Origin of the sequence: Bacillus sp. 41-22, assembly GCF_025809295.1 — a bacterium.
In the GTDB taxonomy this organism is placed as follows: domain Bacteria; phylum Bacillota; class Bacilli; order Bacillales; family Bacillaceae_G; genus Bacillus_A; species Bacillus_A mycoides.
Genome location: NZ_CP084035.1, coordinates 4,517,074 through 4,543,727, shown reverse-complemented (window position 1 = coordinate 4,543,727; position 26,654 = coordinate 4,517,074). Strand labels below are relative to the sequence as shown.

Sequence of the window (26,654 nt, the reverse complement as noted above, 5' to 3'; positions counted from 1 at the left end):
TTCTTAATCATCAAAATCCGATCTATGTTTTGTTGAAATTCCTTTTGCTGACTTTTTCACATGCTGTGGTCTCGCTTGTACATCTCTTGTATCAATCATCGTTAATGGAAAACGAATCCATGAATCTTTCATTGATTGTTGTCTAGTTGGATAAAAAAGCGCGTACGGTTTACGTAAAGAAGTTAGTCTGAAAAGATGGGTAAATAAAAAGATAAATCCAAGAGAGATGCCAAATAGACCACCTATTTCTGCAAAGGCGAGAAATGGGAAACGCAGTAAACGAACGGCGTTACCCATTTTATAAATGGGCGTAATAAAGGAAGCTAACGCTGATAAGGCAACGATAATTAATAAAATATTACTCGTTAAACCAGCTTGCACGGACGCTTGCCCGATTACGATACCGCCTACAATACCGAGCGTTTGTCCGACCTTCATAGGTAATCGCGCGCCAGCTTCTCTTAATAAATCAATCGCAAGTTCCAAGAAAAGTGCTTCTATTAAAGGGGGAAATGGTACTTGAGCCCTTGATAAAATCAATGTTTCAAGTAAATCACTCGGAACTAATTCATAATGATAATTCAAAACTGCAACGTATAATGGAGTTGCACAAATTGAGAATAGAACAGCGATCAATCTTAAAATCCTTGAGAATGTAGCGTATAACCAAGAAACGTTATAGTCTTCTGGTGAAATGAAAAAGTCGAAATATGATACAGGTGTTAATAGGACACTTGGAGAACCATCAACAAAAATAGCGATTTTTCCATCAATAAGTGCTTTTGTGACTCTATCAGTGCGTTCTGTATTTATATAGAGTGGGAAAATTGACTTTTCACCCATTAATTCTTGTATATAAGCACTATCGTTAATTTGATCATATTCAAGAGCGCGTAATGATTCCTCTAGAAAATCTACATTATCTTTCTCAGCTAAGTTATTTAAATACATCATAACGACTTTTGTTTTTGAGAACTCTCCGATAATCATTTCTTTTGTTTGTAACTCTAAAACAGGAAGGCGTTTTCTTACTAAATTAATATTCGTATCAATATCCTCTACGAAGCCTTCTTGAGGTCCGATAACGGTTGATTCATTTAATGGAGGAGTTGGTGCACGATAATTATCAATTGCAATATTTGCAAGCATACACTTTTGATCTTGCTGATTTAATTGAATAATTGCATGGCCTTTTAAAACCATGTCCTCAATTTTTTGTAAGTCGTTCGTAATTGTAATACCACTCATCGGAATATGTTCTTTTAATTCTTCTAATGGAGCGCAAGGACGTTCCATTAGAGTAGGCATTAAATACTTTTGCAATTTCTCACCATCAAGTGAAGGCCGATAGTAAGAAATCCAATAAGGCATCGCTTCATCGTCAGATGTGTGGTAATTAACAAAATCACTAGACTGTTTCAGCTTCTCTATTAAATCTTGTAGAGAATGGATATGGTCATTTGCTGGCTTGCTAAAGTCATAAATGCTGTTACTTCCTGAACTTTGCTGTTTGTCTTGAGAAGAACCCTCTTGTTTAGAACTTTGTTGTTTGTTTTGAGAATTATCCTCTTGTTTAGAACTTTGTTGTTTGTTTTGAGAATTATCCTCTTGTTTAGAACTTTGCTGTTTGTTTTGAGAATTATCCTCCTGTTTAGAACTTTGTTGTTTGTTTTGAGAATTATCCTCCTGTTTAGAACTTTGTTGTTTGTTTTGGGAAGAATCCTCTTGTTTAGAATTTTGCTGTTTGCTTTGAGAAGAATCCTCTTGTTTAGAATTTTGTTGTTTGTTTTGAGAAGAATTTTCTTGTTTAGAATTCTGCTGCTTGTTTTGAGAAGAATCTTCTTGTTTAGAATTTTGTTGCTTGTTTTGAGAAGAATCTTCTTGTTTAGAATTTTGTTGTTTGTTTTGAGAAGAATCTTCTTGTTTAGAATTTTGCTGTTTGTTTTGAGAAGAATCCTCAGTTTGTTCCGTACTTTTTGGCTCGCCATTCTTATCTTTGTTATGTTCCTTTTGATCATCCAGCTGTTGTTTCGAATCATCTGTCTCTTTTGTATTTGAGTTTTTTTTCTTACGTAACCAATTCCAAATCATATGTATGCCCTCTTTGATCTTGTAATATAGTGCTATTTTGTGGCTAATTTTGTATATTATTCATTTATTTATGAAAAGAAGGAGGAGATTGGTTTGTATAGAAAAAATCCTTTAGTAAGCAGTTCATAATATGACGGGAAGAAGGCGAGTCTGTGCAAATTGTAAAAAAGGAGAAGTTTGTTTTAAAAGAATTTGTGTTTGAAAATGGTAGGGAGATTCCTGTTCAAATGGGGTATGAGACGTATGGTGCTTTAAATAGAGAAAGATCAAATGCGATTTTGGTTTGTCACTATTTTAGTGCAACAAGTCATGCGGCAGGAAAATATACAGAGTATGATGAGGAAGCTGGTTGGTGGGATGGATTAATTGGACCAGGGAAAGCAATTGATACAAATAAATATTTCGTTATATGTACTGATAACCTTTGTAATGTACAGGTCAAGAACCCCTACGTAATTACAACGGGACCAAAATCGATAAATCCGATGACTGGCTTTGAGTATGCGATGGATTTTCCAGTCTTCACATTTTTAGATGTAGCACGTATGCAATATGAGTTAATAAAAGATATGGGGATTGCTAGGCTACATGCTGTAATGGGACCGTCGGCAGGTGGGATGATTGCGCAGCAATGGGCTGTTCACTATCCTCATATGGTAGAGCGAGTGATTGGAGTTATTACGAATCCACAAAATCCAATTATAACGTCGGGAAATGTAGCGCAAAATGCGATTGAAGCAATTCAGCTTGATCCAAACTGGAAAGGTGGAAAGTATGGAGAAGAGCAGCCAACGAAGGGTCTTCATTTAGCAAATCGAATGATGTTTATGAATGCGTTTGATGAACATTTTTATGAAACGGCATTCCCGCGGAACAGTATAGAAATGGCACCTTATCAGGAATTTTCTGCATTAACATCATTTGAGAAAGAGATTAATAAAGTGACATGCAAAAGTATAGATTTAGTAGATGCAAATTCGTGGATGTACACTGCGAAAGCAGTCTTATTACATGATATTGCGCATGGATTTTCTTCTTTAGAAGAGGCTCTTTCTAATATAGAAGCGAATGTACTCATGATTCCGTGCAAACAAGATTTACTTCAGCCACCTCGTTATAATTATAAAATGGTAGACATTTTGCAAAAGCAAGGGAAGTACGCAGAAGTATATGAGATAGAAAGCATAAATGGGCATATGGCAGGAGCGTTAGATGTTCATTTATTTGAAAAGAAAATTTATGAGTTTTTAAACCGGAAAGTATCTAGTTTTGTGTAGGAAATAATTAATATGGAAAGGTGCATGATTTATAGTAGGCACCTTTTTTTACATGATTTGCAGACGGAAAATATATGAAGCGATTGATAAACCGAAGAAAGCTATACTAAGTAATAGAAATAAGAATGACATTTCTTGAGGGGATTTTATCTTTTTATTATTTTTCATACTAAGAGCAATAACTGCAAAAACTAAGAAAATGATGCCCATAATGAAAAGAAAAAGTGTCATTTTAACTGGCTCCTTTCATCAAACAAGTATATTGAGGATACAATGCGTCAGTTATGTTTGTAAAGAATAAGTTTTGCTGGAAAATTGAGAAATAAATGTTCCATTCTTTGCGTTCCTTCCTTCGCGTGCTAAAATTGATGAGAAATGATTGTTTAAAGAAGAAACTGAAGGTTTTATTGTATATAAGGAGGAACTACATATGACAGAAGTAAAAACAATTACTACAGAAGAAGTGCAAGAGCGTTTAGAAAATGGAGAAACATTATTTTTAGTAGATGTAAGGGAAGATGAAGAAGTAGCGGCAGGGAAAATTCCAGAGGCTGTACATATTAAAATGGGCGATATTCCAAATAAAGTGGATTTCTTTGAGAAAGAGAATGAATATATCTTTATTTGCCGTTCGGGAATGCGTAGTGAAAATGTATGCCATTATTTAAATGAGCAAGGATTTAAAACAGTGAATATGGTTGGCGGTATGCTTCAATATGAAGGTGAAACGAAATAGTTAATTGTTAAAAACTTGAAACGAGTCTGTTTCAAGTTTTTTTCTTTTGCATACAGTGTATAAAGTGAAACTTTAATCAGTGGGGATTTTGTTCATCCCGACTGATTATTAGCCTTCACCAATCGGGCGTTTACGGGCAGCCCGACTCTCACCTAATTTCTTTGCTCCAGCCAAATTTTGAGGTGGGAGTCTTACTGCCCGCAAATAGTGGGATAAAAGGGGGATAGGTAAATGGGGATTAACATGCGTAAAGTAAAAATTATAAATAATACAGGAGCTGTTAATGTCGGTGACTGTTATGATATCTCACCTTTAGCTGTGGCAAAAATATATGCTGGTGCTGGAGGATCGAGTGCGGCTATTTTTTTAAATGGGAAACGACAGCCAGAAGCTGTGATTAGAACATCAGTGTTTCTTCCGCCATTAGCGACGAGTACACGTACATTAGGTGCATAAAGGAAAGGTAGAGTGTAAGTATGCCTGCACGTATTAAAGAATTTATTATCGTTAATAATACTGGGAATATATTTACAGGTGACAATTTGAGTGATACTTCATTTACTGCTACGAAATCGTATAGTGGTTCAACGGGTTGCACTTGGATTGATGTTGTTACAGTAATAGGGACGGAGACGAAGCTTTGTTTACAGCCAGGAGATTCGGTGACGACAACATATACACGGGGTACCCCTGCTGGTACTTTAACAGGAACAAATATGGGGCAAAGTGTAAATGTATCGGGTATAGCGCAAGCTGTCCCTAATACAGATAATATGGATTCAACAGCTGGACTCCCCTAGGAAATTAGGGGAGTTTTTATTAATTTAATTAAAAAATTCACTTCATAAAATAAATTAGAGTCTAATAAAAGTAGTCTTGGAGATTGCTTTTGTAAATAGATTAAAAAGAAGAGTTTTGTTTCATGTAAAAAGATGGTTTGTAGGTGGTGAAAATGTGAAAGAGCGTGATAATAAAGGGAAACAACATTCGTTAAACTCTAATTTTAGAATTCCACCAGAACTTATTGGGCCTACTTTTCCTCCTGTTCCAACTGGATTTACGGGTATAGGGATTACAGGCCCAACAGGTCCACAAGGTCCAACGGGCCCTCAAGGACCAAGAGGATTTCAAGGTCCGATGGGAGAGATGGGACCGACAGGACCGCAAGGAGTGCAAGGGATTCAAGGGCCAGCTGGACAAATAGGAGCAACAGGACCAGAAGGACAACAAGGGCCTGAGGGATTTAGGGGACCAGTAGGAGCAACGGGAGCAACAGGTTTGCAGGGCGTGCAAGGAATTCAAGGTCCAATTGGTCCAACCGGAGCGACTGGGGCACAAGGTATACAGGGGATACAGGGATTACAGGGGCCGATTGGAGCTACTGGTCCAGAGGGACCTCAAGGAATTCAAGGAGTGCAAGGGGTACCGGGTGCAACTGGCCCCCAAGGAGTGCAAGGGCTTATTGGTCCACAAGGGACGAGTGGAAGTACAGGGGTAACTGGAGCAACTGGTCAGGGGGTTACAGGCCCAACAGGAATTACAGGTTCAACAGGGGGAACCGGTCCGTCAGGAGGACCTCCTGGCCCAACAGGTCCAACTGGTGCAACAGGTCCAGGAGGCGGACCGAGTGGAAGTACGGGAGTAACTGGATCGACAGGAAATACTGGGGCGACAGGAAGTACAGGAGTAGCTGGTGCAACAGGTCCGACGGGAAGTACAGGAGCAACTGGGATACAGGGCTCACAAGGAATACAAGGGATCCAAGGGCCACTTGGACCAACAGGACCAGAAGGTCCGCAGGGGATTCAAGGTATTCCTGGTCCGACTGGAATAATGGGAGAACAAGGAATACAAGGAGTACAAGGGATTCAAGGGATAACGGGAGCGACGGGAGATCAAGGAACACAAGGTATACAGGGGGCTATAGGACCTCAAGGAGTGACAGGAGCAACAGGAGAGCAAGGGCCTCAAGGAATACAAGGAGTACAAGGTCCAATAGGAGCAACAGGTCCACAAGGAATACAAGGAATCCAAGGACCGATGGGTGAATTGGGGCCAACAGGTCCAGAAGGTCCAGAAGGACTGCAGGGCCCGCAAGGAATACAAGGAGTACAAGGTCCAATTGGTCCAACGGGGCCAGAGGGACAGCAAGGAATACAAGGACCGGTGGGACCGGTAGGTGCAACAGGTCCAGAAGGTCAGCAAGGTATACAGGGAGTGCAAGGTATACAGGGGACGACGGGAGCGACAGGAGCACAAGGGATTCAAGGAATACAAGGGATACAAGGACAAATTGGTCCAACAGGGCCAGAGGGTCCACAAGGAGTGCAAGGTCCTCAAGGTACAATTGGCCCAACAGGGCCAATGGGGCCACAGGGAGTGCAAGGAATACAAGGAGAAATAGGTGCGACGGGAGCGCAAGGTGTTCAAGGTCCACAAGGAATACAAGGAATCCAAGGTCCGACGGGAGTAACCGGAGATACAGGGGCAACGGGAGCGACTGGTGAGGGAACTACAGGCCCAACGGGCGTAACAGGCTCAACAGGGGTAACAGGACCTTCCGGAGGGCCAGCAGGGCCGAGTGGTCCAACAGGTCCGTCGGGACCAACAGGAGTGACAGGTCCATCCGGTGGACCACCTGGTCCGACAGGAGCGACAGGTGTAACGGGAGGAGTAGGAGATACGGGAGCAACAGGGGCGACGGGTGTGACCGGAGCAACTGGAGATATAGGAGCAACCGGAGTGACGGGTTTACAGGGCCCACAAGGAATACAAGGAGTACAAGGAGACATAGGCCCAACCGGTCCGCAAGGTGTTCAAGGTCCACAAGGGATCCAAGGTATAACGGGAGCAACGGGAGATCAAGGGCCGCAAGGAATTCAAGGCCCGCAAGGAATCCAAGGTCCAACAGGTCCTCAAGGAATCCAAGGAGGTCAAGGCCCACAAGGGATACAAGGGGCAACAGGTGCAACCGGAGCACAAGGCCCACAGGGAATTCAAGGGATACAAGGAGTGCAAGGTCCGACTGGTCCACAAGGCCCAACCGGAATACAAGGTGTGCAAGGAGAAATAGGTCCAACAGGTCCGCAAGGTGTGCAAGGTTTACAAGGTCCACAAGGACCAACCGGGGACACAGGTCCAACAGGCCCACAAGGCCCACAAGGAATTCAAGGTCCAACGGGAGCAACAGGAGCGACAGGTTCACAAGGAATTCAAGGTCCAACGGGGGCAACAGGAGCGACAGGTTCACAAGGAATCCAAGGTCCAACGGGAGCAACGGGAGCAACAGGAGCAACAGGAGCGACCGGGGTGACTGGAGTTAGTACAACTGCAACGTATTCCTTTGCAAATAATACTTCAGGAAGTGCTATTTCCGTGTTGTTAGGCGGTACGAATATACCATTACCGAACAATCAAAATATTGGACCGGGAATAACAGTTAGTGGTGGAAATACTGTGTTTACCGTTACAAATGCAGGTAATTATTATATAGCCTACACAATTAATATAACGGCAGCTTTACTTGTAAGTTCGCGTATAACTGTAAATGGAAGTCCGCTAGCAGGAACAATAAATTCACCGGCAGTGGCTACAGGTGAATTTAATGCGACAATTATTAGTAATTTAGCTGCGGGCTCTGCTATTAGTTTACAGTTATTTGGATTACTTGCAGTGGCTACATTATCTACGACAACGCCAGGAGCTACTCTAACTATTATTAGATTAAGTTAATAAGCAAAAAAACCTTGGAACTTTTATGTTTCAAGGTTTTTTATCCCTCTATTTGTGGGCTAATAATCAGTGGGGATGGACAAAACCCCCACTGATTAAAGTTTCACTTTATTCACTTGAGCAAAAACATCGCGGTTCAAAAATATATTATAATAGAATGAAGAGAGGTATAAATTTGGCAGAAAGGGAGAGTGGCGATGCAGGAGAAGGTTAAAGATTTTTTCGGACGCCCACTTCAAGATTTACGCATCTCTGTCATTGATCGTTGTAATTTACGGTGTACGTATTGTATGCCAGCCGAAGTGTTTGGTCCTGATTATGCTTTTTTGAAAGATGAGTTTTTACTGACATTTGATGAAATAGAGCGATTAGCAAAAGTATTTGTTAGCATCGGTGTACGGAAAATTAGACTTACTGGTGGCGAACCCTTGCTCCGTAAGGACTTAGCAAAACTTATCGAACGTCTCGTGAAAATTGACGGTTTAGTAGATATAGGATTAACGACAAATGCGATTCATTTAACGAAGCAAGCGAAGGCGTTAAAAGAAGCTGGGTTACACCGAGTAAATGTTAGTTTGGATGCGATAGATGATAATGTGTTCCGCGCAATTAATGGCCGGAATATGAATACGAAGCCAGTGTTAAAAGGAATTATGGCAGCGAAAGAAGCAGGCCTTGAAGTGAAAGTAAATATGGTTGTAAAAAAAGGAATGAATGATCATCAAGTACTTCCGGTTGCTACGTATTTTAAAGAACAAGGAATCACGCTTAGATTTATTGAGTTTATGGATGTTGGCAGTACGAATGGATGGAATTTTGATCAAGTTATTACGAAACGAGAATTAATTGATATGATTCATGGGGTGTATCCAATTGAGCCAGCTGAAGCTCATTATTTTGGTGAGGTTGCGAAGCGGTATCGATACGTTGGAACGAATGTAGAGGTTGGTTTTATTACCTCCGTTTCTGAGTCATTTTGTTCTTCTTGTACGAGAGCAAGAATTTCGGCAGATGGAAAGTTTTATACTTGCTTGTTTGCGACAGAAGGAATGGATTTAAGGAAACTTCTCAGGGAAAACCTTTCGGATAATGAGTTATTAAAAGCTATACAATATGTATGGGAGAATAGAAAAGATCGATATTCAGATGAACGGACAGAAGAAAGTGCGAAAAATCGTCCGAAAATTGAAATGTCTTATATAGGAGGATAAGAAAGGGGGATGTCGTATGCAAGAGCGATATTCAAGACAAATGTTATTTTCTGGTGTTGGGGAAGAAGGGCAACGGAAAATAAGAGGGAAGCACGTGCTCGTCATCGGTGCTGGTGCGCTCGGAGCAGCGAATGCAGAAGCAATTGTTAGAGCAGGTGTTGGAAAAATTACAATTGCGGATCGTGATTATGTAGAATGGAGTAATTTACAAAGGCAACAATTATATACAGAAGAAGATGCGAAGCATTATAAGCCGAAAGCAATAGCGGCAGCAGAACATTTAAAGGCAATTAATTCCGAAGTAGAAATTGTACCGGTTGTGACTGATGTAACGGTGCAAGAAATGGAAGAGTTAATTAAAGGTGTAGATTTAATATTAGATGCGACAGACAATTTTGAAACGCGCCTTCTTATTAATGATATATCCCAGATGTATAACGTTCCATGGATATACGGAGGATGTGTTGGAAGTTACGGAGTAACTTATACAATCTTGCCAGGAAAAACGCCGTGTTTTCGATGTTTAATGGAACATCCGGCGAGCGGAGCGACATGTGATACGGCCGGTATTATACAGCCAGCAGTGCAATTAGTAGTTGCACATCAAATAACGGAAGCCTTGAAAATATTAGTAGAAGATTTTGAGGCACTTCGTGAAACGATGCTATCATTTGATCTTTGGAATAATCAACAGATGGCATTTAAAGTGAATAGGCAGAAAAAGGATACATGTTTATCCTGTGGAAAGTTACGTACATATCCGAGTTTAACATTTGAAGCACAAACGAAAACAGAAGTATTATGTGGGCGAAATACAGTTCAAATCCGTCCAGGTGTGCGTCAGGGTTTTAATTTAGAAGAAATTAAAAAGCGCTTACAAAAAAGTGTGGATGTAAAAGCAACGCCGTATTTATTATCATTTCCAGTGGAAGAATATCGTTTTGTTTTATTTACAGATGGCAGGGCGTTTATTCATGGTACGAATGATATGAATGTTGCGAAACGACTATATGCAAGATATATAGGTTGAACCTAAAGGGGAATCCTTTAGGTTCAACTGGAAAAGGTAGGATTAAGAATTTCTAATATAATCTCCATTTTTTCCGCCCGTTTTTTCAAGTAAGTACGTTTCGCCAATAATCATACCCTTATCAACGGCTTTACACATGTCATATACAGTAAGAGCGGTAGCGGAAGCAGCTGTTAAAGCTTCCATCTCAACGCCGGTACTACCTTCTGTTTTAACTTTTACTTCAATAAGTAGCCGATATTGTTCTTCTGACTGTTTCCAATCGAAAGAGACGTCAACACCTTTTAATAATAAAGGATGGCACATTGGGATAATATCAGAAGTACGTTTTGCAGCCATAATACCTGCGATTTGTGCGACGGCTAATACGTCACCTTTACCAATTTCATTGTGAGAGATTTTATCAAAAATTTCTTTTGTAACGAGAATGCTAGAGCATGCTATTGCTGTTCGAACGGTTATTTTTTTGTCACTTATATCAACCATTTTAGCGCGCCCTTGGTCGTTGAAATGTGTGAATGAAGACATGGAATTCCTCCTTGAAGTAATTGCGATTTAATATATAAAGTGTAATCGAGATTAGATATTTTGCAAATATGAGGTGAGAAACAATGGTAGAAAAACGAATCCCGATTCAAGTTGCTAAGGCTGTAGAGCGGGTTATGAAATATGCTAAGCATGGTGAAGTAGAAGAAGTTTCTATTACAGAAAGTTATGGGAGGATTCTTGGAGAGGATGTTGTCTCAGATCACGACGTTCCTCACTTTGATCGTTCTCCTTACGATGGTTTCGCAATTCGAGCAGAAGACACGAAGGAAGCGAGTCAAGAGCAGCCGATTGAATTTGAAGTAATAGGAGAGATCGGAGCAGGATCTGTTTTTACAGAAGAAGTAGGGGCTTTTCAGGCGGTTCGTATTATGACAGGAGCAGCTATTCCAGAAGATTGCAATGCAGTCGTAATGCTAGAACTGACGGAAGGATTCGAGAGGAACGAAAGTACATATATGAAGTTAAAACGTCCTTTCCAAAACGGTGACAATGTGTCATTTAAAGGAGAAGATATAAAACAAAATCAAGTCCTCGTTAAGAAAGGTGTTGTAATCAATCCAGGTGTTGCCGCATTATTAGCGACGTTTGGATATAGCACTGTGAAAGTTGTAAAACAGCCTGTTGTCGGTATTGTAACGACAGGAAGTGAATTACTAGAAGTGCATGAGGCGTTAGAGCCAGGGAAAATTAGAAATAGTAACTCTTACATGATTGCCGCTCAAATTATGAAAGCTGGCGGGAAAGTGCGTTACTATGGACAACTTGCCGATGAGTTAGATGCATGTTTTACAGCTGTTAAATCAGCGATGGATGAGGTTGATATTTTAATTACAACGGGCGGTGTTTCAGTAGGGGATTACGACTATTTGCCAGCTATTTATGAAAGGTTACAGGCGAATGTACTCTTTAATAAAATAGCGATGAGACCGGGGAGTGTAACGACAGTAGCTGAAGTTGATGGAAAGCTACTCTTTGGTTTATCAGGTAATCCGTCAGCTTGTTATGTAGGTTTCGAATTATTTGTGCATCCAATTATGAAAACGTATTTGCATGTGAAGGAGCCTCACGTATATAGAACTGATGCTATTTTACAAAAAGATTTCCCGAAACCAAATCCGTTTACTCGTTTTGTAAGAGCAAAAGCGAGTATTGTTAATGGGGCACTACAAGCGATGCCAGTCGGTTTAGATAAATCGAGTGCAGTCTCTTCACTTGCGGATGCAAATGCTTTTATCGTGCTGCCTGGAGGAACGAGAGGATTTGAAGCAGGAATGAAAGTGTCTGTATTATTGTTAGAATGCTCTGAGGGAAGTGATTGGCCGTGGACAAAGCCTCTTCAATCTTACAAATAGTAGGGTATCAAAATAGCGGGAAAACAACACTTGTAGAGAAGATGGTGCATGCATTAACTGAAAGAGAAATGAAGGTTGCTACAATTAAACATCATGGTCACGGGGGCTTTCCTGAAGTAGCGCAAAAAGATAGTGAAAGACACAGAAAAGCTGGTGCTGTAGTAAGTAGTGTAGAAGGTGCCGGATTACTATCTTTGTCCTCTTTGCGAGATGAATGGTCCTTGCAAGAAATTATCCGCTTGTACGAATTTTTTGAAGTAGATACGATTTTAATAGAGGGCTATAAAGCTGAGAACTATCCGAAAGTAGTGTTACTTCGTTCTGCGGAAGACGCTGAACTTTTACATAAAGTAGAAAATATAGCGGCAGTTATTACGTGGTATGATGCTTCGTCAAATGTACGAGAAGAATATAAAGTATTTCATATAACAGAAGAAAAATTGTATATAGACTGGTTTTTACAAACGGCTAGGGGTGCAAAATGATAAATACGTATTATGAAGTAATTGATACAGAAATCTCGATTGAAGAGGTGACAAAGAAAGTAGTTCGCCGTGAATGTGGTGCTGTTACAACATTTATCGGGACAGTTAGGGAGTTTACGAAAGGGCGTCGTACACTATACTTAGAGTATGTAGCTTATAAGACGATGGCAGAAAAGATGCTACAGAAAATTGGGTCAGAAGTGAAGGAGAAGTGGCCCGGTACACATGTTGCGATTACGCATCGCATCGGCACGCTGCAAATTTCTGATATAGCGGTTGTTGTTGCTGTATCAACGCCTCATCGCAAAGAGGCTTATGAAGCGAATGAATATATTATGGAGCGTATTAAGCAAATTGTTCCAATTTGGAAAAAGGAGTTTTGGGAAGATGGTGACTCATGGATTGGTGACCAATTAGAAAAAACACCATATCCAGCAGGAGAGCCTGGGAAGGAGTTATAAATATGATTCGAGTATTGTTATTTGCGAACTTGCAAGAAGAAGCAGGAACGAGTGAATTACAAATAGAGAAAGAAAATATTACTGTTGCAGAGTTAAAAGATATTGTTGCGAAAGAATATAATGTACCAGTGTCAGCGCCAATTATGGTTGCGATTAATGAAGAGTACGCAAATGAAGATGACACGATACACACTGGTGATGTAGTTGCACTAATACCACCAGTGAGTGGTGGTTAATATTGGATTTATGCTATAAAAAACGACTTTCCTAAATAGGGAAAGTCGTTTTTTTATGGCATTTTGGAGAACACTATCTTATAGGAAAAGGAGGAAGTTATGAAAAAGATATGTGTAATGATTGCAATGATATGTTCTGTTTTTTTCTTTTCTCCAAGCAATTCTTTGGCAAAGGAATCGACGGAACAGCTTTTAGAAAGTGCGTTACTGAATCGATATTACTCGGTTATAAGGCAAGTGACAGAAGATCAATATGAATGTGACTCAGTTACAAATATAAAGCGTCTAGGCAAGAAAGATGAGTTTGTTCCTAGGTTTGAAGTTACGATACAATTTCTTACATTTCAAGGGGCACATAATCCGCCGAATGATAAAGTTACACTTACTTTGGAAGACAATTTAGATCACATAAAGATAAAGAAAGTGGAGCGAGAAAAGAATGTTTCTGGTGCTATTGTAGAAAAGATTTGTGCACGAAAAAACGAAAAAATAAAAGCTCACTCTAATGATTTAGAGCGATAACCTATGACATTTTGTAGAGAAAGGTAATGAGCGATGGATATACTTTTAGCGATTTTACCAGCTATATTTTGGGGGAGTATTGTGCTATTTAACGTGAAACTGGGTGGGGGACCGTATAGTCAAACGCTCGGTACAACGTTCGGTGCACTTATCTTCTCAATTGTTGTTTATATTTTTATGAAGCCGGTATTAACTCCGACCGTTATTGGAGTTGGAATTGTATCTGGCTTATTTTGGGCACTTGGTCAAGCGAATCAATTAAAAAGTATTGATTTAATGGGTGTTTCTAGAACGATGCCGATTTCAACAGGGCTTCAATTAGTCGCAACAACATTATTTGGGGTTATCGTGTTTCATGAATGGTCAACGACGATATCGGTCGTTCTTGGAGTTTTGGCGCTCGTTTGTATTATTATCGGGGTTATTTTAACATCGCTTCAAAGTAAAGAAGAGAAGAATGCAGAGCAAGCAGGAAATTTTAAAAAAGGAATTATTATTTTATTAATTTCAACAGTCGGTTATTTAGTTTACGTAGTAGTTATCCGGTTATTTAACGTGAACGGTTGGTCGGCTTTATTACCACAAGCGGTCGGTATGGTATTAGGCGGGATTTTACTCACATTTAAACATCATCCATTCAATAAATATGCGATTCGAAATATTCTTCCAGGATTGATTTGGGCAGCTGGAAATATGTTTTTATTCATTTCGCAGCCAAGAGTTGGGGTCGCAACAAGCTTTTCCCTTTCACAAATGGGAATTATTATTTCGACGCTTGGCGGGATTTTTATATTAGGTGAAAGGAAAACGAAGCGTCAATTAATTGGGATTGTTATTGGTATCGTTTTTATCATTGCAGCTGGAATTATGCTGGGGATTGCGAAAGGTTAAGGAGGTATTAAAATGTATAGCGATTTAGAAGGGAAAGTCGTCGTTATTACAGGATCAGCAACTGGTCTTGGAAGAGCCATGGGAGTAAGATTTGCTAAAGAGAAGGCGAAAGTTGTTATTAACTATCGCTCAAGAGAGTCAGAAGCGAACGATGTATTAGAAGAAATAAAAAAGGTAGGTGGAGAAGCGATTGCTGTAAAAGGTGATGTGACGGTCGAGGCAGATGTTGTGAATCTCATTCAATCTGCTGTGAAAGAGTTTGGTACGCTCGACGTTATGATTAATAATGCAGGGATAGAAAACGCGGTACCGTCGCATGAAATGCCGTTAGAGGATTGGAATAAAGTAATTCATACAAATTTAACAGGTGCTTTTTTAGGAAGTCGTGAAGCGATTAAATATTTTGTGGAACACGATATTAAAGGTTCGGTTATTAATATGTCTAGTGTTCATGAGAAAATCCCGTGGCCATTATTTGTGCATTATGCGGCTAGTAAGGGAGGGATTAAGCTTATGACAGAAACGTTAGCGTTAGAATATGCACCAAAAGGTATTCGGGTAAATAATATTGGTCCTGGTGCAATTAATACGCCAATTAATGCTGAAAAATTTGCTGACCCGAAAAAACGTGACGACGTAGAAAGTATGATTCCAATGGGGTACATTGGAAAACCTGAAGAAATCGCAGCAGTAGCAACGTGGCTCGCTTCAGCAGAGGCAAGTTACGTAACTGGAATTACGTTATTTGCAGATGGTGGAATGACTCTATACCCATCGTTTCAAGCGGGGCGTGGGTAATATGAAAAGCCAAAGAGATTTAACTCTTTGGCCTTTTTTACGCAAAAAAAAATAGCGGTCGGCTATTTTTAAAATTAATGATTGATTGTATCTTGAAGAAATTCTGTTGCTTGATGTTCTGAAACATTCTGTACGAGCGCAACTTCACTAATAACCATTTTACGCGCATTATCTAGCATTTGTTTTTCGCTCGCATTTAATGCTCTTTCTTTATTGCGACGAAGTAAATCACGAACAACTTCTGCACTATCTTGAAGATTGCCGTTCTTCATTTTTTCCATATTCATTGTATATCTTTGTTTCCAAGAGAGTGAGGGGTCTGATTCCCCATGATGAAATTCAAGAAGTATACCATCTAACGTACCTTTATCGACGATATAACGTATACCTGATTTTTGTAATTGATTCATCGGAAGCATTACTTGCATATCTTTACTAATGATGCGTATAACACAATATTGACGCGTAGTGCCTAATATTTCTTTCTCTTCAATTGCTTCGATGATTCCTGCACCGTGCATTGGATAAACGATTTTATCACCAATTTGAAACAAATCATCCACCTCCGTATGTGGTAACTACTTTTAATGATAACATACTAGGATAAAAATGTCAAATTTTATATAATATCACATCTGATATGCTGTAGTCAATATATAAAAGTCGTTTTTTTGCTCTTATAAGTTGAATAAATAGGGGGGATTTTTTTAGAAAAATAGTACAGGCGCAGAAAGAGGGCATATCCACTTATTTTTAAGCATAAAATATAAAATCGCTAATACAATATACCTAAATCCGTTCTTTGCAAGGGAGGGAGAGAAGGTGGGGCGCACAATTAGAATTGATATTACAAATAAAGTTGTAGCTAAATTTAGGCAAGATTATTTGGAATTATATACGAGTAAGTTTATGATAGGTAAGTTTTATGTCTATACTGAAGATAAACAATATGTGTTAGAAGACGGATATATATATGAAGATGGAAAGTTTTATCGCATCATAGATACGCACCGTGGCAATAAACAAGCGGCGGAGGGCTGCGATCTAGGATGGTGTTAACATGATTCGTGTGAAAGTGTTTGATGAAAGTCATGAAAAAGACTTAGAAGACGCTGTAAATGTATTTTTGAAAAAAATTGATGATAGTAACTTTGTAGATATTAAGTACCAAGTCGGTGTTTCTATTAACGATGACGAAAACCAAATTTATTGTTTTTCAGCAATGATCGTTTATAAAACATAAAAAAGAGCTGGGTGAGCCAGCTCTTTTTTATGTTTTATGTTGGGACAACATGTGTCGGTAATACGTTCATAATAGATTGAGTTGTGCCTAATTTCTTTGTCGCTAAAAGAGGCGCCCCTGTTTCATGGTTTTGGGCATCTGTACACATACCAAGGTGATAACGATCACCTAAAAATGGATCAATATAAAAACCGTTTTTAAAAACTTTATCATTCGGGTGTTTTTCATGGTGAATTTCAGAACAGTTAATGCAATAGAACATAGCTTTCATCTCCTTTTTATTTTTGTTTGAAAAAGTGGGTTGGTAGTCATTTCGCTCCTAAGGAAATGTTGAGGAGAAGAGAAATAACTACCTACCCAAATGGCGGGCATACTCCTTCTGATTTTTACATATCTCGCGTATTGTCCCCGAGGGAAGGAGGAGAGACGAAGTACAGATGAGATAAGTTAGGCGCTTCTCTCAATAGGAGTGATAGAGTTTCATATTGAGGGAATTTTCTATTTTTCATTGCCTTTGTGAGTATATTATGAAGGAATGGTGAGAGGGTGTTTGTCCTGTTGAAAAAATGTTGAGAATTTCTCAACAGTGAAAAAGAGTCTTTCTTGACATGAAACCAAAAGGTGTTATATTGTTAATATGAAACTAAAAGGTGTTATATTTTAATGCCGAATAAAGGAGATATAAATGGAACAACAAAATACATTAAATGATATTAAACAAACAATCGTTTTTAACGCGCCTATTCAAAAAGTATGGAATGTAGTATCGACTGCAGAAGGAATTGCGTCATGGTTTATGCCAAATGATTTCGAATTGGCGGTAGGACATGAGTTTCATGTGCAATCACCTTTCGGACCATCACCATGTAAAGTGTTAGAGATTGATGAGCCGAATTATTTATCTTTCTCATGGGAAACAGATGGCTGGGTTGTTTCATTTAATTTGAAAGACCTAGGAGATAATAAAACAGAATTTACGTTAATTCACGGCGGCTGGAAACATCCTGATGAAATCCTTCCGAAAGCGAATGCGAAGAGCTCTATTATTCGCGATAGAATGAATGGTGGCTGGGTAGCGATTGTAAATGAAAAACTGAAAAAGGTTGTCGAAGGTTAAGTGTCCTCGTCAGCAGCGAAATATGATGTATTTCAAGCAATTGCTGATCCAACCCGCCGAGAAGTGTTACGGTTATTAAGTGATAAAGAGTTACCAATTTCAAAAATAACGGATCATTTTCCGATGAGCCGTACTGCAGTTGTAAAGCACCTTCATATTCTTTCAGAAGCGAATTTAGTGAGTGGAAGAAAGAGTGGAAGAGAGAAGATATATCGTTTGCACCCAGAACCATTAGAGGAATTACAGCAGTGGCTCTCGTACTATGAACGATTTTGGGATAATAAATTGTCCGTGCTTAAACATATTGTGGAGAATGAAGAGTAGATTTTATGCAAAAAGGATGACCAAAATGGTCATCCTTTTTTTATTGTTCACTTGTTTGTTTAGCTGGCTTTAATAGGATCCAAGCGATAATTAATGTGAATACCGCTAATACGAAAGTGCTCATATAAATGACGTGTACACTTGATGCTAATGCGGATTGTGACTCGGTTGCTACGTTTGCTGTAGCCCCTCCATGTCCGCCAGAAGAAACAAGATCAAGGTTTTTAATGCCACGTGCATGAATCATCGTATTGAAGATCGTTCCGAAGATTGCAGCTCCTAGTGTTTGACTAAATGTATTAATAAATGTATTTAAACCAACTGCCGTTCCGCGCGTATGGGCCGGTACAGCTGCTTGAATTGTTACCATGTAAATTGGTGTAACAAGCCCCATTCCTAAGCCGAATAATCCGACTGCAACATAAATAAGGAATGATGGTGAATCTGTTGATAATGTAAATAATAAGAAAGTAGCAACTGATAAAATGCTAGCTCCAAGTAAAATAATTTGTTTCGTTTGTAACTTACCAACTAAGTTACCGGAGAACATAGCACCGAATGTCCACATAACAGGAATCGGCATTAAAATGAGTCCAGCCTCTGTCGCATTTTTTCCTAAAACACCTTGGCTCCAAATTGGAAGATACACTGTAATACTAATAATCATTGCGCCAGCAATAAGTGTTAGTATGTTTATTGTAGATAATGTACGGTTAGAGAAAAGTGCTAGCGGAATTAATGGCTCCGGAGACTTTTTCTCGATGTATAAGAAAATAATGAATGAAACAGCGGCAAAGATTAATAGGCCGATAATTGAAATGTCTCCCCAGTTTTGCTTACTGCTACCTGTTAATAATGCGTATAGTAAAGCAATTGTACTTAATGAGAAAACTGTCGCACCAAGATAGTCGATATGTTGCTTAGCGGCGGACTTAACAGATTCCTTATAAGAAGTGGCAAACATTAAGCAAGCGATAATTCCAAAAGGAACGTTTAAGAAGAAAATATAGCGCCAAGAAAGAGAATCGACTAAAAATCCACCTACTAACGGCCCAATAACACCAGATACACCCCAAACGGCACTCATCCAGCCTTGTGCTTTCGCGCGGTCTTTCGCTTCGCTATATAGATCTCCAATAATCGTCATTGTGATCGGCATAACAGCACCAGCCCCTATACCTTGAAGAGCACGGAAGAAGATTAATTGTTCCATTGATGTAACGACTCCGCAAAGTGCAGAACCGATTAAGAAGATTGTTGCTCCGATGAGCAGAACTTTTTTACGGCCGAATAAATCAGCTAGCTTTCCGTATATTGGAGTCGAAACAGCTGTTGCAAGCATATAGATTGCATATACCCAACTAACAAGTTCGACACCTGACAAATCACTCGTTATACGAGGGATCGCTGTACTAACAATCGTTCCTTCTACCGCAGAAAGAAACGTCATTAGCATTAAAGACATCATGACTTTTTTTCTCATTTGTTTTCCCCTTACCCTTTTTCGAATATTCAACAATATAAAATATAAAGGTACTAAGGTATATAAAGCAACAAAAAAGCAATGGGAAGTTAGGAAGAAGGGATATTTTTGAAGAAACGGTCGACATATTTAAAGTATCGCCGATATAATTTCGTGTATTACTTTGCTATTTCAACATACTAAAAAAAGAAACAGGAGTCCCTGTTTCTTCTTTAATATTGCATTTTTGAATTTTGTCCTGCTGTTGTTCCGGCAATTCGGCCAGTAACAAGGGCAGATGTAATGTTATAGCCGCCAGTATAACCGTGAATATCAAGAACTTCTCCACAGAAGTATAAACCATTCGTGAATTTCGAAGCCATTTCTTTCGGGTTAATTTCTTTAACGGATACCCCTCCGCCAGTAACGAATGCTTTTTCAATTGACTGCGTACCATTTACATGGACGGTAAATTCTTTAAAATCTTTCACAAGTGCGCGAATCTTCTCATGAGAAACTTGTCCAGCTTGTTCGCTACCGTCAATTTCATTTTTTTCTAATAAGAATAGGAAGTAACGTTCAGGAACATAGCCTTTTAAAACGTTTTTAATTCCTTTTTTCGGATCTTCTTTCATTTGTTTCAGCATGCGCTGGAACAGTTGCTCACTATTTTCTTCTGGCAATGCATCGATACTCATGTGCACTGTGTTCGTTTTAAACTTTTTCATCGCTTTCACAACGAATTGGCTACAGCGAAGAGCAGCAGGACCAGATAGGCCGAAGTGAGTGAAAAGCATGTCCATTTTATGAGAAATGATAACTTTTCCTTTCGGGTTTAATACACTTAAGTTTACATCTCGTAAAGCAAGACCTTGTAATGTGCGGTCACGAATAAACGGTTCGTTTGAAAGAATTGGTACTTCTGTTGGGAAAAGTTCTGTAATTGTATGCCCAGCTTTTTCAGCCCAAGCGTATCCGTCTCCAGTAGAACCAGTTTGAGGAACAGATTTTCCGCCAACAGCGATAACGACGTGATTCGTTTCTAACACTTCACCTGTTTGCAGAATAACAGCCTTCGTTTGACCGTTTTCATACTCAATCGTTTCGACAGGCGTATTCGTACGTATTTTCACACCTAAGTCTTTTAATCGTGTTAACAGTGCATCTACAACAGATTGCGCTTTATTTGATACTGGGAACATGCGGCCATGATCCTCTTCTTTCAGTTGTACACCGAGATTTTCGAAGAATGTAATAATATCTTCATTACTGAAAATAGAAAAAGCACTGTATAAGAAGCGACCATTTCCAGGTATATGTTTAACGATTTCATCAAGTGGTAGACGGTTCGTTACGTTACAACGACCACCACCAGAAATCGCAAGTTTACGTCCTAGTTTATTTCCTTTATCAAGAAGTAAGACGCTTGCGCCTTCTTCAGCAGCACCGATTGCAGCCATTAGCCCTGAAGGACCGCCGCCGATGACAATAACATCATAATGCATAATATATCGACCTCATTTTCTACATTTCCTGCCTAAAAGAATAGCATGTTTTCCCTTAAAAGAAAAATAGAGTGAAGTACTGCTTAAGAGGAGAATTGTGGTACAATACAAAAGTTAGAGTTCAGCATTATCCTGCTATTTATGGGCAATAAGACTACTACCTTAAGATTTTGGAGAAGTAAAGAGGGAGTTAAAGCAGCCTGTAAATGCTTGAATGGTTAGTAGGAGGAGAGTCTCCCACTAATTATAGTTTCACTTTATGTAGATGTAGGAGGATTTTCGTATGTCCGATTCAAAATTTCTGCGCGGAACGCTTATTGTGACGTTAGGGACATTTTTAGTAAAGTTCTTAGGCATGATTTACGTTTTTCCGTTTCATGCATTAGTAGGCACAGAAGGCGGAACGCTCTATACATATGGATACATTCCATATACGATATTTTTAAGTATCGCAACGGCAGGAGTGCCGCTTGCTGTTTCTAAGTTTGTTTCCAAATATAATGCACTTGGAGATTATAAAACGAGCCGGAGAATGTTCCGCTCGGGAATGGTTATGATGATAGTAACAGGAGTTCTTTCCTTCTTAGTACTGTACATGACCGCACCATTATTTGCAGAAGCAATGCTTGGTAAACAAAGTTTACAAAATAAGATAGAAGAAGTTACGACGATTATTCGCCTCGTAAGTTTTGCGCTTATTGTTGTGCCGGCAGCAAGTTTGATTCGTGGTTATTTCCAAGGCCACCAATCGATGGGACCGACTACGGTTTCACAAATTATTGAACAAATTATTCGTATCGTCTTTTTATTAGCGGGTAGTTTCATCGTTATTAAAGTACTTGGCGGTACAGTAGCAACGGCAGTTGGGGTTGCGACATTCGCTGCGTTCGTTTCAGCAGTTGGAGCACTTGGCGTATTAATTTGGTACTGGTTAAAACGTAAAAAATATTTGGATCAATATTTAATTGAGCAAACTGTACCAGAATCGACGGTAAGTACCGCTCAATTGTTTAAAGAGTTGTTTGCATATGCAATCCCTTACGTTGTAATTGGATTAACAATTCCTTTATATCAACAAATTGATACATTGACATTTAACTCTATTATGCAGGCGATTGGTCAAGGAGATATCGCAGAGCGAGCACTCGGTATTTTCACGATGTGGACGCATAAATTAATTATGATTCCAGTATCACTTGCAACAGCGTTTAGTTTAACGCTCGTGCCAGCGATTACAAAGTCGTTTACTGAAAAGCAATACCGTTATTTGAAATTACAAATTACACAAACATTCCAGGCGAATATGTTTTTAACATTGCCAGCAGTTGTCGGTATTTCTACACTTGCATATCCGATTTACACTGCTTTCTACGATTCAGACCCACTAGGTGGACAAGTATTAATGTGGTATGCGCCAGTTGCATTGTTATTCGCTTTATTCACAGTAACAGCAGCAATTCTGCAAGGGATTAACCAGCAGAAACATGCGATTGTTGCGCTTGTGATGGGTGTTATTTTGAAATTTGCATGTAACGTAATCTTTATTCGTTATTTCGGTACAGTTGGGGCGATTTTGGCTACTGCAGTCGGCTTCTTAGCTTCCGTATGGTATACGAATAGACAAATTAAAAAACACGCACACTATTCATTTGGTGTTGTATATAAGAGAACATTCCAAATTGCAGTCTTAACACTTGTAATGGTTATTGCTGTAAAACTATCACAATGGCTTCTATCCTTCATGATTTCGCCTGATGGCCGTATTGGTGCTCTTATTACAGTTGCGATTTGTGCAGGTATTGGTGGTCTTGTTTACGGATTGTTAGCGATTCGCACAGGAGTACTAGAAAGAGTATTTGGTGGAGAAGCTTTAGAGAAAATCCAGCGTAAACTTGGTAGTAGATTCAAAATAAAGTTGAAATCAAAAGGGGCGTAAATACGTCCCCTTTTCTATGATAAATAAAGAAGGTGTAGAACATGAGATTAGATAAATTATTAGCGAATATGGGACACGGAAGTAGAAAAGAAGTAAAGAAATTACTGAAAGACGGCGTTGTGAAGATTGATGGAACGCCAGTGAAAGATGCGAAGTTTCATGTGAATGTAGAAGAGCAAGAGGTTATGATTCACGGTGAAGTTGTGGAATATAAAGAGTTTGTTTATTTAATGATGCATAAACCACAAGGTGTTATTTCAGCGACAGAAGATGATAACCACGAAACAGTAATAGATTTATTAGAATTAGAAGATGCGATTTTCGATCCATTCCCTGTTGGAAGGCTCGATATTGATACAGAAGGTTTCTTATTAATCACAAATGATGGGAAGTTAACGCATCAACTATTATCTCCGAAAAAGCATGTGCCGAAAAAATATTATGCACACATTTCAGGTGTTGTAACGGAAGAGGATGTAATAGAATTCGCTAAAGGTGTTATTTTAGAAGATGGCTATGAAACGAAGCCAGGCGAACTTACAATTTTAAAAAGTGATGATATTTCTGAGATTGAACTCGTTATTACAGAAGGAAAATTCCATCAAGTGAAGCGTATGTTTGAAGCGGTAGGGAAAAAAGTAGTTTATTTAAAGAGAACAGAGATGGGACCTTTAATGTTAGATGAAGAGTTAGAACTTGGGCAATATCGTGAATTAACAGATGAAGAAGTAGAAATGTTAAAGACGTATCAAGTAGATAACGAAAAGTAACGCCAATTTCAGAGCATAGAAAAGACCCCTTTCTAATGAGTTAGAAAGGGGTATGTATTTATTTACATACAATTATTTTTTATTATGAGGTCATTCTCACTTTCTTTCCTGTCGTTGTCCACTTGCCGCGGCAAGGGCTATACACGAGTTCATTAAACTGCAACACATTTAGATCACGTTGTATTGTTCGCGGTGTGATCCCGAACTCATCTACAAGGTCTTTCGTTGTTACCGTACCGTTTTCATTGATGTACATATAAATCGATTTAATGCGTGTTAGCATACGAGTAGTTGTAGGTTTCAAGAGAAAACCGCTCCTCTACTAGTTTTTTTGACCCCATTCAGGAAAGAAGGTCGTTACTACCATTGTACTCTACATGATAAAATTCATGCTTTAACTTACTTAAATTTTACAAAAGTTTAACAAATATTCATATAGAAAAATATTGGTAGTTGACATTGTATGTCTGGTCAGTCAACTAACTCATAAATTTCTACGTAAAACGCCAAATTCCTGCAAATTTTTTTAAAAAAATAAAAGAAAAACTAATAAGAAATATCTGAAATATTACAATTGTCCGTTATTAGGTTTTCATGTATGGCATAAGAGATTTTCGTTTGCTATGATGAAAGAGACAATATAGTGAAGGATGGATGCGTGATGTCGACGATTAATTGGACAGAAGAAGTTACAAAACGAAAAGATGATTTAATTCGTGATACACAAAAATTTTTACAAATTAAAAGTGTATGGGAAGAAGAATCTGCGAAAGAGGGCGCACCATTTGGTGAAGGTGTAGAAAAAGCCTTATCTTTCATGTTACATAAAGGAGAAGCAGAAGGTTTCTGTTCTAAAAATTTAGAAGGATATGCAGGTCATCTTGAAATGGGACAGGGAGAAGAATTAGTAGGTATTCTTTGTCACGTTGATGTTGTACCAGAAGGAGATGGCTGGACAACGCCTGCGTATAGTGCGGATATTCGCGACGGGAAGATTTTTGCACGCGGTGCAATTGATGATAAAGGGCCGACGATGGCAGCTTATTATGCGATGAAAATCGTTAAAGAATTAGGCTTACCTCTTTCAAAACGTGTTCGTATGATTTTAGGAACAGATGAGGAAAGTAATTGGAAGTGTGTAGATCATTATTTTAAAAATGAAGAAATGCCAACAATCGGTTTTGCGCCGGATGCAGATTTTCCGATTATTAATGCGGAAAAAGGAATTTCTGACATACAAGTTGTGCAAAGTGGTGGCGAAGAGAAAGAAGGCACATTTAAGCTTATTTCATTTGAGTCAGGTCGTCGTTTAAATATGGTTCCTGATTTTGCAGAAGCAGTTATTACAGGAGAAGATGTAAATACACTTACAGTAGCATATGAAGAGTATTTACAAACTGCTAAAAAAATAGGTAAAGCAATTGTAGAAGGAAAGACGGTGACGTTGCAAATCAAAGGGATTTCAGCTCACGGATCTACTCCGGAAAAGGGAGAAAATGCAGGTTTATTATTGGTAAACTTCTTAACGAAAGTTTCTCTTGATGGAAAAGGGGCTTCATTTGCCTCGTTTGTAACAGAAACATTTACAGGTGATATTATTGGAGAAAAAGCTGGTATTTCTTATAAAGACGATATTAGCGGGCCGTTAACAGTGAATGTTGGTCGCCTGTCTTACTCGCAAGAAAACGGTGGTAATTTAGGATTAAATGTACGCTATCCAGTTACAACTAACTTTGAAGAAACAATTGCAAAGTTAAAAGAATATGTTGGTACTCATGGATTTGAAGTAGCGGATTATTCTAACTCTCGCCCGCATCACGTTGACAAAGATCATACGTTAATTCGTACTTTGCAACGTGTATATGAAGAACAAACTGGTGAAAAAGCTGAATTGTTAGCAATTGGCGGTGGTACTTATGCTCGTTCATTGAAAGCTGGTGTTGCATTTGGCCCGTTATTCCCAGGAAAAGAAGAACTTGCGCATCAAAAAGATGAGTACATTGAAATTGAAGATTTATTAAAAGCGACAGCGATTTATGCTCAGGCAATTCATGAATTAGCGAAATAAAAGATATTTAAATAATGACCGCTCTCTACTTTAGAGGGCGGATTCTTTTTAGCTGAATGAGATAAGGAAGAAAAGCAACAATAACATAAAGGAGACGATGTAGATGGTGCCGCATTATTTTGTCGCAGTAACTTTACCACGTCATATAAAAGAAATTCTTTCTAATTATAAAGAGGAAATGAAGGGTGAATTACCATTTCGCTCGTGGGTACATGAAGAAGACTATCATATTACCCTTTCATTTTTAGGAAGTGCGACAGAGGAACAGTTAGAAGGAATAAAGAATGGATTACAAACACTTACAGAAAAAACGGAATTATCGTTCACGTTACAAGGACTTTCTACATTCGGACAGGTGGACCAGCCGCGTATATTTTGGGCGGGGATAAGTGATAATCAAGATTTGTTTACTTTACAAAAGCAAGTGCATACAATTTGTGAAGAAAATGGCTTCTCTCTAGATACACGTCCTTATCATCCACATATTACTGTTGCGCGTAAATGGGTAGGAGAAAAAGTGTTTGATCTGACAAATGTAAAAGAGTTACCTGTAACATCATTTCAAGCAGATACGATTACTTTGTATGAATCTCACGTTAAGGAAACGCCGAAGTATAAATCGATTACTGAAATAAAACTACAAAAATAGAATGTATGAAAACGTTTTTTATACAGGTGAATATACTATAGGGAATAATGTGTTACTGTATAGAGCTTCGCTGATAAGAAAACCCTTATCACTTGCAGCTCGTTTCACCCCCTATTTGCGGGCAGTAAGACTCCCATCTCCAAATTAGGATGAAGCAAAGAAGTTAGGTGGGAGATCTACTGCCCATAAAGGCCCAATTGGTGAAGGCT

Annotated in this window: 30 protein-coding genes; 22 read left to right on the top strand and 8 right to left on the bottom strand. The window is 38.9% G+C overall.

Annotation, left to right across the window (positions count from 1 at the left end; translation table 11 throughout):
* Positions 1-3: 3 nt before the first annotated feature.
* A complete protein-coding gene (locus tag LCF45_RS23310; protein WP_263894307.1) occupies positions 4-2,091 on the bottom strand; it encodes a spore germination protein in 2,088 nt (695 codons plus the stop codon).
* Positions 2,092-2,243: 152 nt separating this feature from the next.
* Between LCF45_RS23310 and LCF45_RS23305 the strand changes: the two genes are divergently transcribed.
* Positions 2,244-3,368, top strand: a complete 1,125-nt coding sequence (locus tag LCF45_RS23305) for a homoserine O-acetyltransferase family protein (protein ID WP_002184805.1) — start codon at positions 2,244-2,246, stop codon at positions 3,366-3,368.
* Positions 3,369-3,416: 48 nt separating this feature from the next.
* Here the strand turns inward: LCF45_RS23305 and LCF45_RS23300 are convergent, their stop codons facing one another.
* Entirely contained in the window at positions 3,417-3,599 is a 183-nt protein-coding gene (locus LCF45_RS23300; RefSeq protein ID WP_002129493.1) for a hypothetical protein, read from the bottom strand.
* A 199-nt stretch (positions 3,600-3,798) separates the two neighbouring features.
* Here LCF45_RS23300 and LCF45_RS23295 point away from each other — a divergent pair, with 199 nt between their 5' ends.
* The 6 genes from LCF45_RS23295 to LCF45_RS23270 all read left to right on the top strand — a co-directional run bounded on the left by LCF45_RS23295 (position 3,799) and on the right by LCF45_RS23270 (position 10,077).
* On the top strand, positions 3,799-4,104 hold the full coding sequence (locus LCF45_RS23295; RefSeq protein WP_000141214.1) for a rhodanese-like domain-containing protein: 306 nt from the start codon (positions 3,799-3,801) through the stop codon (positions 4,102-4,104).
* Positions 4,105-4,335: 231 nt separating this feature from the next.
* Positions 4,336-4,560 carry a spore germination protein gene (locus LCF45_RS23290; RefSeq protein WP_002184806.1) on the top strand — a complete coding sequence of 75 codons (225 nt, stop codon included), beginning with the start codon at positions 4,336-4,338 and terminating at the stop codon, positions 4,558-4,560.
* A 20-nt stretch (positions 4,561-4,580) separates the two neighbouring features.
* Complete coding sequence (locus LCF45_RS23285) at positions 4,581-4,904, top strand: hypothetical protein (protein ID WP_002184807.1); 324 nt, start codon at positions 4,581-4,583, stop codon at positions 4,902-4,904.
* A gap of 154 nt (positions 4,905-5,058) precedes the next feature.
* Positions 5,059-7,836, top strand: a complete 2,778-nt coding sequence (locus tag LCF45_RS23280; RefSeq protein ID WP_263894306.1) for a BclA-related collagen-like exosporium protein — start codon at positions 5,059-5,061, stop codon at positions 7,834-7,836.
* A 197-nt stretch (positions 7,837-8,033) separates the two neighbouring features.
* Positions 8,034-9,047, top strand: coding sequence for a GTP 3',8-cyclase MoaA (gene moaA, locus LCF45_RS23275; RefSeq protein WP_002129486.1), 1,014 nt, complete (start codon positions 8,034-8,036; stop codon positions 9,045-9,047).
* Between the two features lie 16 nt (positions 9,048-9,063).
* Positions 9,064-10,077 carry a molybdopterin-synthase adenylyltransferase MoeB gene (locus LCF45_RS23270; RefSeq protein ID WP_002067678.1) on the top strand — a complete coding sequence of 338 codons (1,014 nt, stop codon included), beginning with the start codon at positions 9,064-9,066 and terminating at the stop codon, positions 10,075-10,077.
* A gap of 42 nt (positions 10,078-10,119) precedes the next feature.
* Here the strand turns inward: LCF45_RS23270 and moaC are convergent, their stop codons facing one another.
* Positions 10,120-10,605 (bottom strand): cyclic pyranopterin monophosphate synthase MoaC, encoded by a 486-nt coding sequence (gene moaC, locus LCF45_RS23265; RefSeq protein ID WP_002112363.1) that lies wholly within the window; start codon positions 10,603-10,605, stop codon positions 10,120-10,122.
* A gap of 83 nt (positions 10,606-10,688) precedes the next feature.
* On the opposite strand from moaC, the gene glp reads away from it, so the two are divergent.
* The 7 genes from glp to LCF45_RS23230 all read left to right on the top strand — a co-directional run bounded on the left by glp (position 10,689) and on the right by LCF45_RS23230 (position 15,371).
* On the top strand, positions 10,689-11,978 hold the full coding sequence (glp, locus tag LCF45_RS23260) for a molybdopterin molybdotransferase MoeA (protein WP_263894305.1): 1,290 nt from the start codon (positions 10,689-10,691) through the stop codon (positions 11,976-11,978).
* Positions 11,942-12,463 carry a molybdopterin-guanine dinucleotide biosynthesis protein B gene (gene mobB, locus LCF45_RS23255; RefSeq protein WP_002164943.1) on the top strand — a complete coding sequence of 174 codons (522 nt, stop codon included), beginning with the start codon at positions 11,942-11,944 and terminating at the stop codon, positions 12,461-12,463. The genes glp and mobB overlap by 37 nt, the downstream gene beginning before the upstream one ends.
* Positions 12,460-12,924 carry a molybdopterin synthase catalytic subunit MoaE gene (gene moaE, locus LCF45_RS23250; RefSeq protein ID WP_002129479.1) on the top strand — a complete coding sequence of 155 codons (465 nt, stop codon included), beginning with the start codon at positions 12,460-12,462 and terminating at the stop codon, positions 12,922-12,924. Before mobB ends, moaE begins: the two co-directional genes overlap by 4 nt.
* A 2-nt stretch (positions 12,925-12,926) precedes the next feature.
* Complete coding sequence (moaD, locus tag LCF45_RS23245; RefSeq protein ID WP_002089064.1) at positions 12,927-13,160, top strand: molybdopterin converting factor subunit 1; 234 nt, start codon at positions 12,927-12,929, stop codon at positions 13,158-13,160.
* Positions 13,161-13,259: 99 nt separating this feature from the next.
* On the top strand, positions 13,260-13,682 hold the full coding sequence (locus LCF45_RS23240) for a DUF3888 domain-containing protein (protein WP_002089063.1): 423 nt from the start codon (positions 13,260-13,262) through the stop codon (positions 13,680-13,682).
* A 33-nt stretch (positions 13,683-13,715) separates the two neighbouring features.
* Entirely contained in the window at positions 13,716-14,573 is an 858-nt protein-coding gene (glcU, locus tag LCF45_RS23235) for a glucose uptake protein GlcU (protein ID WP_002129475.1), read from the top strand.
* 12 nt (positions 14,574-14,585) lie between these two features.
* Complete coding sequence (locus LCF45_RS23230; RefSeq protein ID WP_002015659.1) at positions 14,586-15,371, top strand: glucose 1-dehydrogenase; 786 nt, start codon at positions 14,586-14,588, stop codon at positions 15,369-15,371.
* A gap of 74 nt (positions 15,372-15,445) precedes the next feature.
* Here the strand turns inward: LCF45_RS23230 and LCF45_RS23225 are convergent, their stop codons facing one another.
* On the bottom strand, positions 15,446-15,925 hold the full coding sequence (locus LCF45_RS23225; RefSeq protein ID WP_002089061.1) for a CarD family transcriptional regulator: 480 nt from the start codon (positions 15,923-15,925) through the stop codon (positions 15,446-15,448).
* A gap of 268 nt (positions 15,926-16,193) precedes the next feature.
* Between LCF45_RS23225 and LCF45_RS23220 the strand changes: the two genes are divergently transcribed.
* Positions 16,194-16,430 (top strand): DUF2553 family protein, encoded by a 237-nt coding sequence (locus LCF45_RS23220; RefSeq protein WP_002089059.1) that lies wholly within the window; start codon positions 16,194-16,196, stop codon positions 16,428-16,430.
* A gap of 1 nt (position 16,431) precedes the next feature.
* Positions 16,432-16,614: a sporulation protein Cse60 gene (locus tag LCF45_RS23215; protein ID WP_000621752.1), complete on the top strand. Its 183-nt coding sequence runs from the start codon at positions 16,432-16,434 to the stop codon at positions 16,612-16,614.
* 34 nt (positions 16,615-16,648) lie between these two features.
* Here LCF45_RS23215 and LCF45_RS23210 read toward each other — a convergent pair whose 3' ends face one another.
* The gene (locus tag LCF45_RS23210; RefSeq protein WP_002129470.1) at positions 16,649-16,876 is read right to left on the bottom strand and encodes a DUF3973 domain-containing protein; all 228 of its coding nucleotides are present in this window, start codon (positions 16,874-16,876) and stop codon (positions 16,649-16,651) included.
* 423 nt (positions 16,877-17,299) lie between these two features.
* Here LCF45_RS23210 and LCF45_RS23205 point away from each other — a divergent pair, with 423 nt between their 5' ends.
* Together LCF45_RS23205 and LCF45_RS23200 are read left to right on the top strand one after the other, a co-directional pair.
* Entirely contained in the window at positions 17,300-17,731 is a 432-nt protein-coding gene (locus LCF45_RS23205; RefSeq protein WP_263894304.1) for an SRPBCC family protein, read from the top strand.
* Positions 17,732-18,055 (top strand): ArsR/SmtB family transcription factor, encoded by a 324-nt coding sequence (locus LCF45_RS23200; protein ID WP_002015665.1) that lies wholly within the window; start codon positions 17,732-17,734, stop codon positions 18,053-18,055. It abuts the gene before it with no gap.
* A gap of 40 nt (positions 18,056-18,095) precedes the next feature.
* On the opposite strand, the gene LCF45_RS23195 is transcribed toward LCF45_RS23200, so the two are convergent.
* Together LCF45_RS23195 and LCF45_RS23190 are read right to left on the bottom strand one after the other, a co-directional pair.
* Positions 18,096-19,538: an MDR family MFS transporter gene (locus tag LCF45_RS23195; RefSeq protein WP_002112346.1), complete on the bottom strand. Its 1,443-nt coding sequence runs from the start codon at positions 19,536-19,538 to the stop codon at positions 18,096-18,098.
* Positions 19,539-19,750: 212 nt separating this feature from the next.
* Complete coding sequence (locus LCF45_RS23190; protein ID WP_002129466.1) at positions 19,751-21,022, bottom strand: BaiN/RdsA family NAD(P)/FAD-dependent oxidoreductase; 1,272 nt, start codon at positions 21,020-21,022, stop codon at positions 19,751-19,753.
* A gap of 283 nt (positions 21,023-21,305) precedes the next feature.
* Here LCF45_RS23190 and LCF45_RS23185 point away from each other — a divergent pair, with 283 nt between their 5' ends.
* Together LCF45_RS23185 and LCF45_RS23180 are read left to right on the top strand one after the other, a co-directional pair.
* Positions 21,306-22,958, top strand: a complete 1,653-nt coding sequence (locus tag LCF45_RS23185; protein ID WP_002129465.1) for a putative polysaccharide biosynthesis protein — start codon at positions 21,306-21,308, stop codon at positions 22,956-22,958.
* Positions 22,959-22,999: 41 nt separating this feature from the next.
* On the top strand, positions 23,000-23,728 hold the full coding sequence (locus LCF45_RS23180; protein ID WP_002034388.1) for a pseudouridine synthase: 729 nt from the start codon (positions 23,000-23,002) through the stop codon (positions 23,726-23,728).
* Between the two features lie 82 nt (positions 23,729-23,810).
* Here the strand turns inward: LCF45_RS23180 and LCF45_RS23175 are convergent, their stop codons facing one another.
* Positions 23,811-24,032, bottom strand: coding sequence for a DeoR family transcriptional regulator (locus tag LCF45_RS23175; protein ID WP_000805512.1), 222 nt, complete (start codon positions 24,030-24,032; stop codon positions 23,811-23,813).
* A gap of 357 nt (positions 24,033-24,389) precedes the next feature.
* Between LCF45_RS23175 and pepV the strand changes: the two genes are divergently transcribed.
* Together pepV and thpR are read left to right on the top strand one after the other, a co-directional pair.
* Positions 24,390-25,796 (top strand): dipeptidase PepV, encoded by a 1,407-nt coding sequence (pepV, locus tag LCF45_RS23170; RefSeq protein WP_002089051.1) that lies wholly within the window; start codon positions 24,390-24,392, stop codon positions 25,794-25,796.
* 103 nt (positions 25,797-25,899) lie between these two features.
* Entirely contained in the window at positions 25,900-26,445 is a 546-nt protein-coding gene (thpR, locus tag LCF45_RS23165) for an RNA 2',3'-cyclic phosphodiesterase (protein WP_197219501.1), read from the top strand.
* Positions 26,446-26,654 lie beyond the last annotated feature (209 nt).

Excerpts from the sequence above, each read along its gene's own strand:
- LCF45_RS23195 (WP_002112346.1), bottom strand. The coding sequence starts at position 19,538 with ATGAGAAAAAAAGTCATGATGTCTTTAATGCTAATGACGTTTCTTTCT.
- LCF45_RS23215 (WP_000621752.1), top strand. The coding sequence starts at position 16,432 with ATGATTCGTGTGAAAGTGTTTGATGAAAGTCATGAAAAAGACTTAGAA.
- LCF45_RS23300 (WP_002129493.1), bottom strand. The coding sequence starts at position 3,599 with ATGACACTTTTTCTTTTCATTATGGGCATCATTTTCTTAGTTTTTGCA.
- glcU (WP_002129475.1), top strand. The coding sequence starts at position 13,716 with ATGGATATACTTTTAGCGATTTTACCAGCTATATTTTGGGGGAGTATT.
- LCF45_RS23285 (WP_002184807.1), top strand. The coding sequence starts at position 4,581 with ATGCCTGCACGTATTAAAGAATTTATTATCGTTAATAATACTGGGAAT.
- moaA (WP_002129486.1), top strand. The coding sequence starts at position 8,034 with ATGCAGGAGAAGGTTAAAGATTTTTTCGGACGCCCACTTCAAGATTTA.
- LCF45_RS23190 (WP_002129466.1), bottom strand. The coding sequence starts at position 21,022 with ATGCATTATGATGTTATTGTCATCGGCGGCGGTCCTTCAGGGCTAATG.
- LCF45_RS23290 (WP_002184806.1), top strand. The coding sequence starts at position 4,336 with ATGGGGATTAACATGCGTAAAGTAAAAATTATAAATAATACAGGAGCT.
- LCF45_RS23310 (WP_263894307.1), bottom strand. The coding sequence starts at position 2,091 with ATGATTTGGAATTGGTTACGTAAGAAAAAAAACTCAAATACAAAAGAG.
- moaE (WP_002129479.1), top strand. The coding sequence starts at position 12,460 with ATGATAAATACGTATTATGAAGTAATTGATACAGAAATCTCGATTGAA.
- LCF45_RS23295 (WP_000141214.1), top strand. The coding sequence starts at position 3,799 with ATGACAGAAGTAAAAACAATTACTACAGAAGAAGTGCAAGAGCGTTTA.
- LCF45_RS23185 (WP_002129465.1), top strand. The coding sequence starts at position 21,306 with ATGTCCGATTCAAAATTTCTGCGCGGAACGCTTATTGTGACGTTAGGG.
- moaD (WP_002089064.1), top strand. The coding sequence starts at position 12,927 with ATGATTCGAGTATTGTTATTTGCGAACTTGCAAGAAGAAGCAGGAACG.
- LCF45_RS23270 (WP_002067678.1), top strand. The coding sequence starts at position 9,064 with ATGCAAGAGCGATATTCAAGACAAATGTTATTTTCTGGTGTTGGGGAA.
- thpR (WP_197219501.1), top strand. The coding sequence starts at position 25,900 with ATGGTGCCGCATTATTTTGTCGCAGTAACTTTACCACGTCATATAAAA.
- pepV (WP_002089051.1), top strand. The coding sequence starts at position 24,390 with ATGTCGACGATTAATTGGACAGAAGAAGTTACAAAACGAAAAGATGAT.
- LCF45_RS23240 (WP_002089063.1), top strand. The coding sequence starts at position 13,260 with ATGAAAAAGATATGTGTAATGATTGCAATGATATGTTCTGTTTTTTTC.
- glp (WP_263894305.1), top strand. The coding sequence starts at position 10,689 with ATGGTAGAAAAACGAATCCCGATTCAAGTTGCTAAGGCTGTAGAGCGG.
- LCF45_RS23205 (WP_263894304.1), top strand. The coding sequence starts at position 17,300 with ATGGAACAACAAAATACATTAAATGATATTAAACAAACAATCGTTTTT.
- moaC (WP_002112363.1), bottom strand. The coding sequence starts at position 10,605 with ATGTCTTCATTCACACATTTCAACGACCAAGGGCGCGCTAAAATGGTT.
- LCF45_RS23210 (WP_002129470.1), bottom strand. The coding sequence starts at position 16,876 with ATGTTCTATTGCATTAACTGTTCTGAAATTCACCATGAAAAACACCCG.
- LCF45_RS23180 (WP_002034388.1), top strand. The coding sequence starts at position 23,000 with ATGAGATTAGATAAATTATTAGCGAATATGGGACACGGAAGTAGAAAA.
- LCF45_RS23230 (WP_002015659.1), top strand. The coding sequence starts at position 14,586 with ATGTATAGCGATTTAGAAGGGAAAGTCGTCGTTATTACAGGATCAGCA.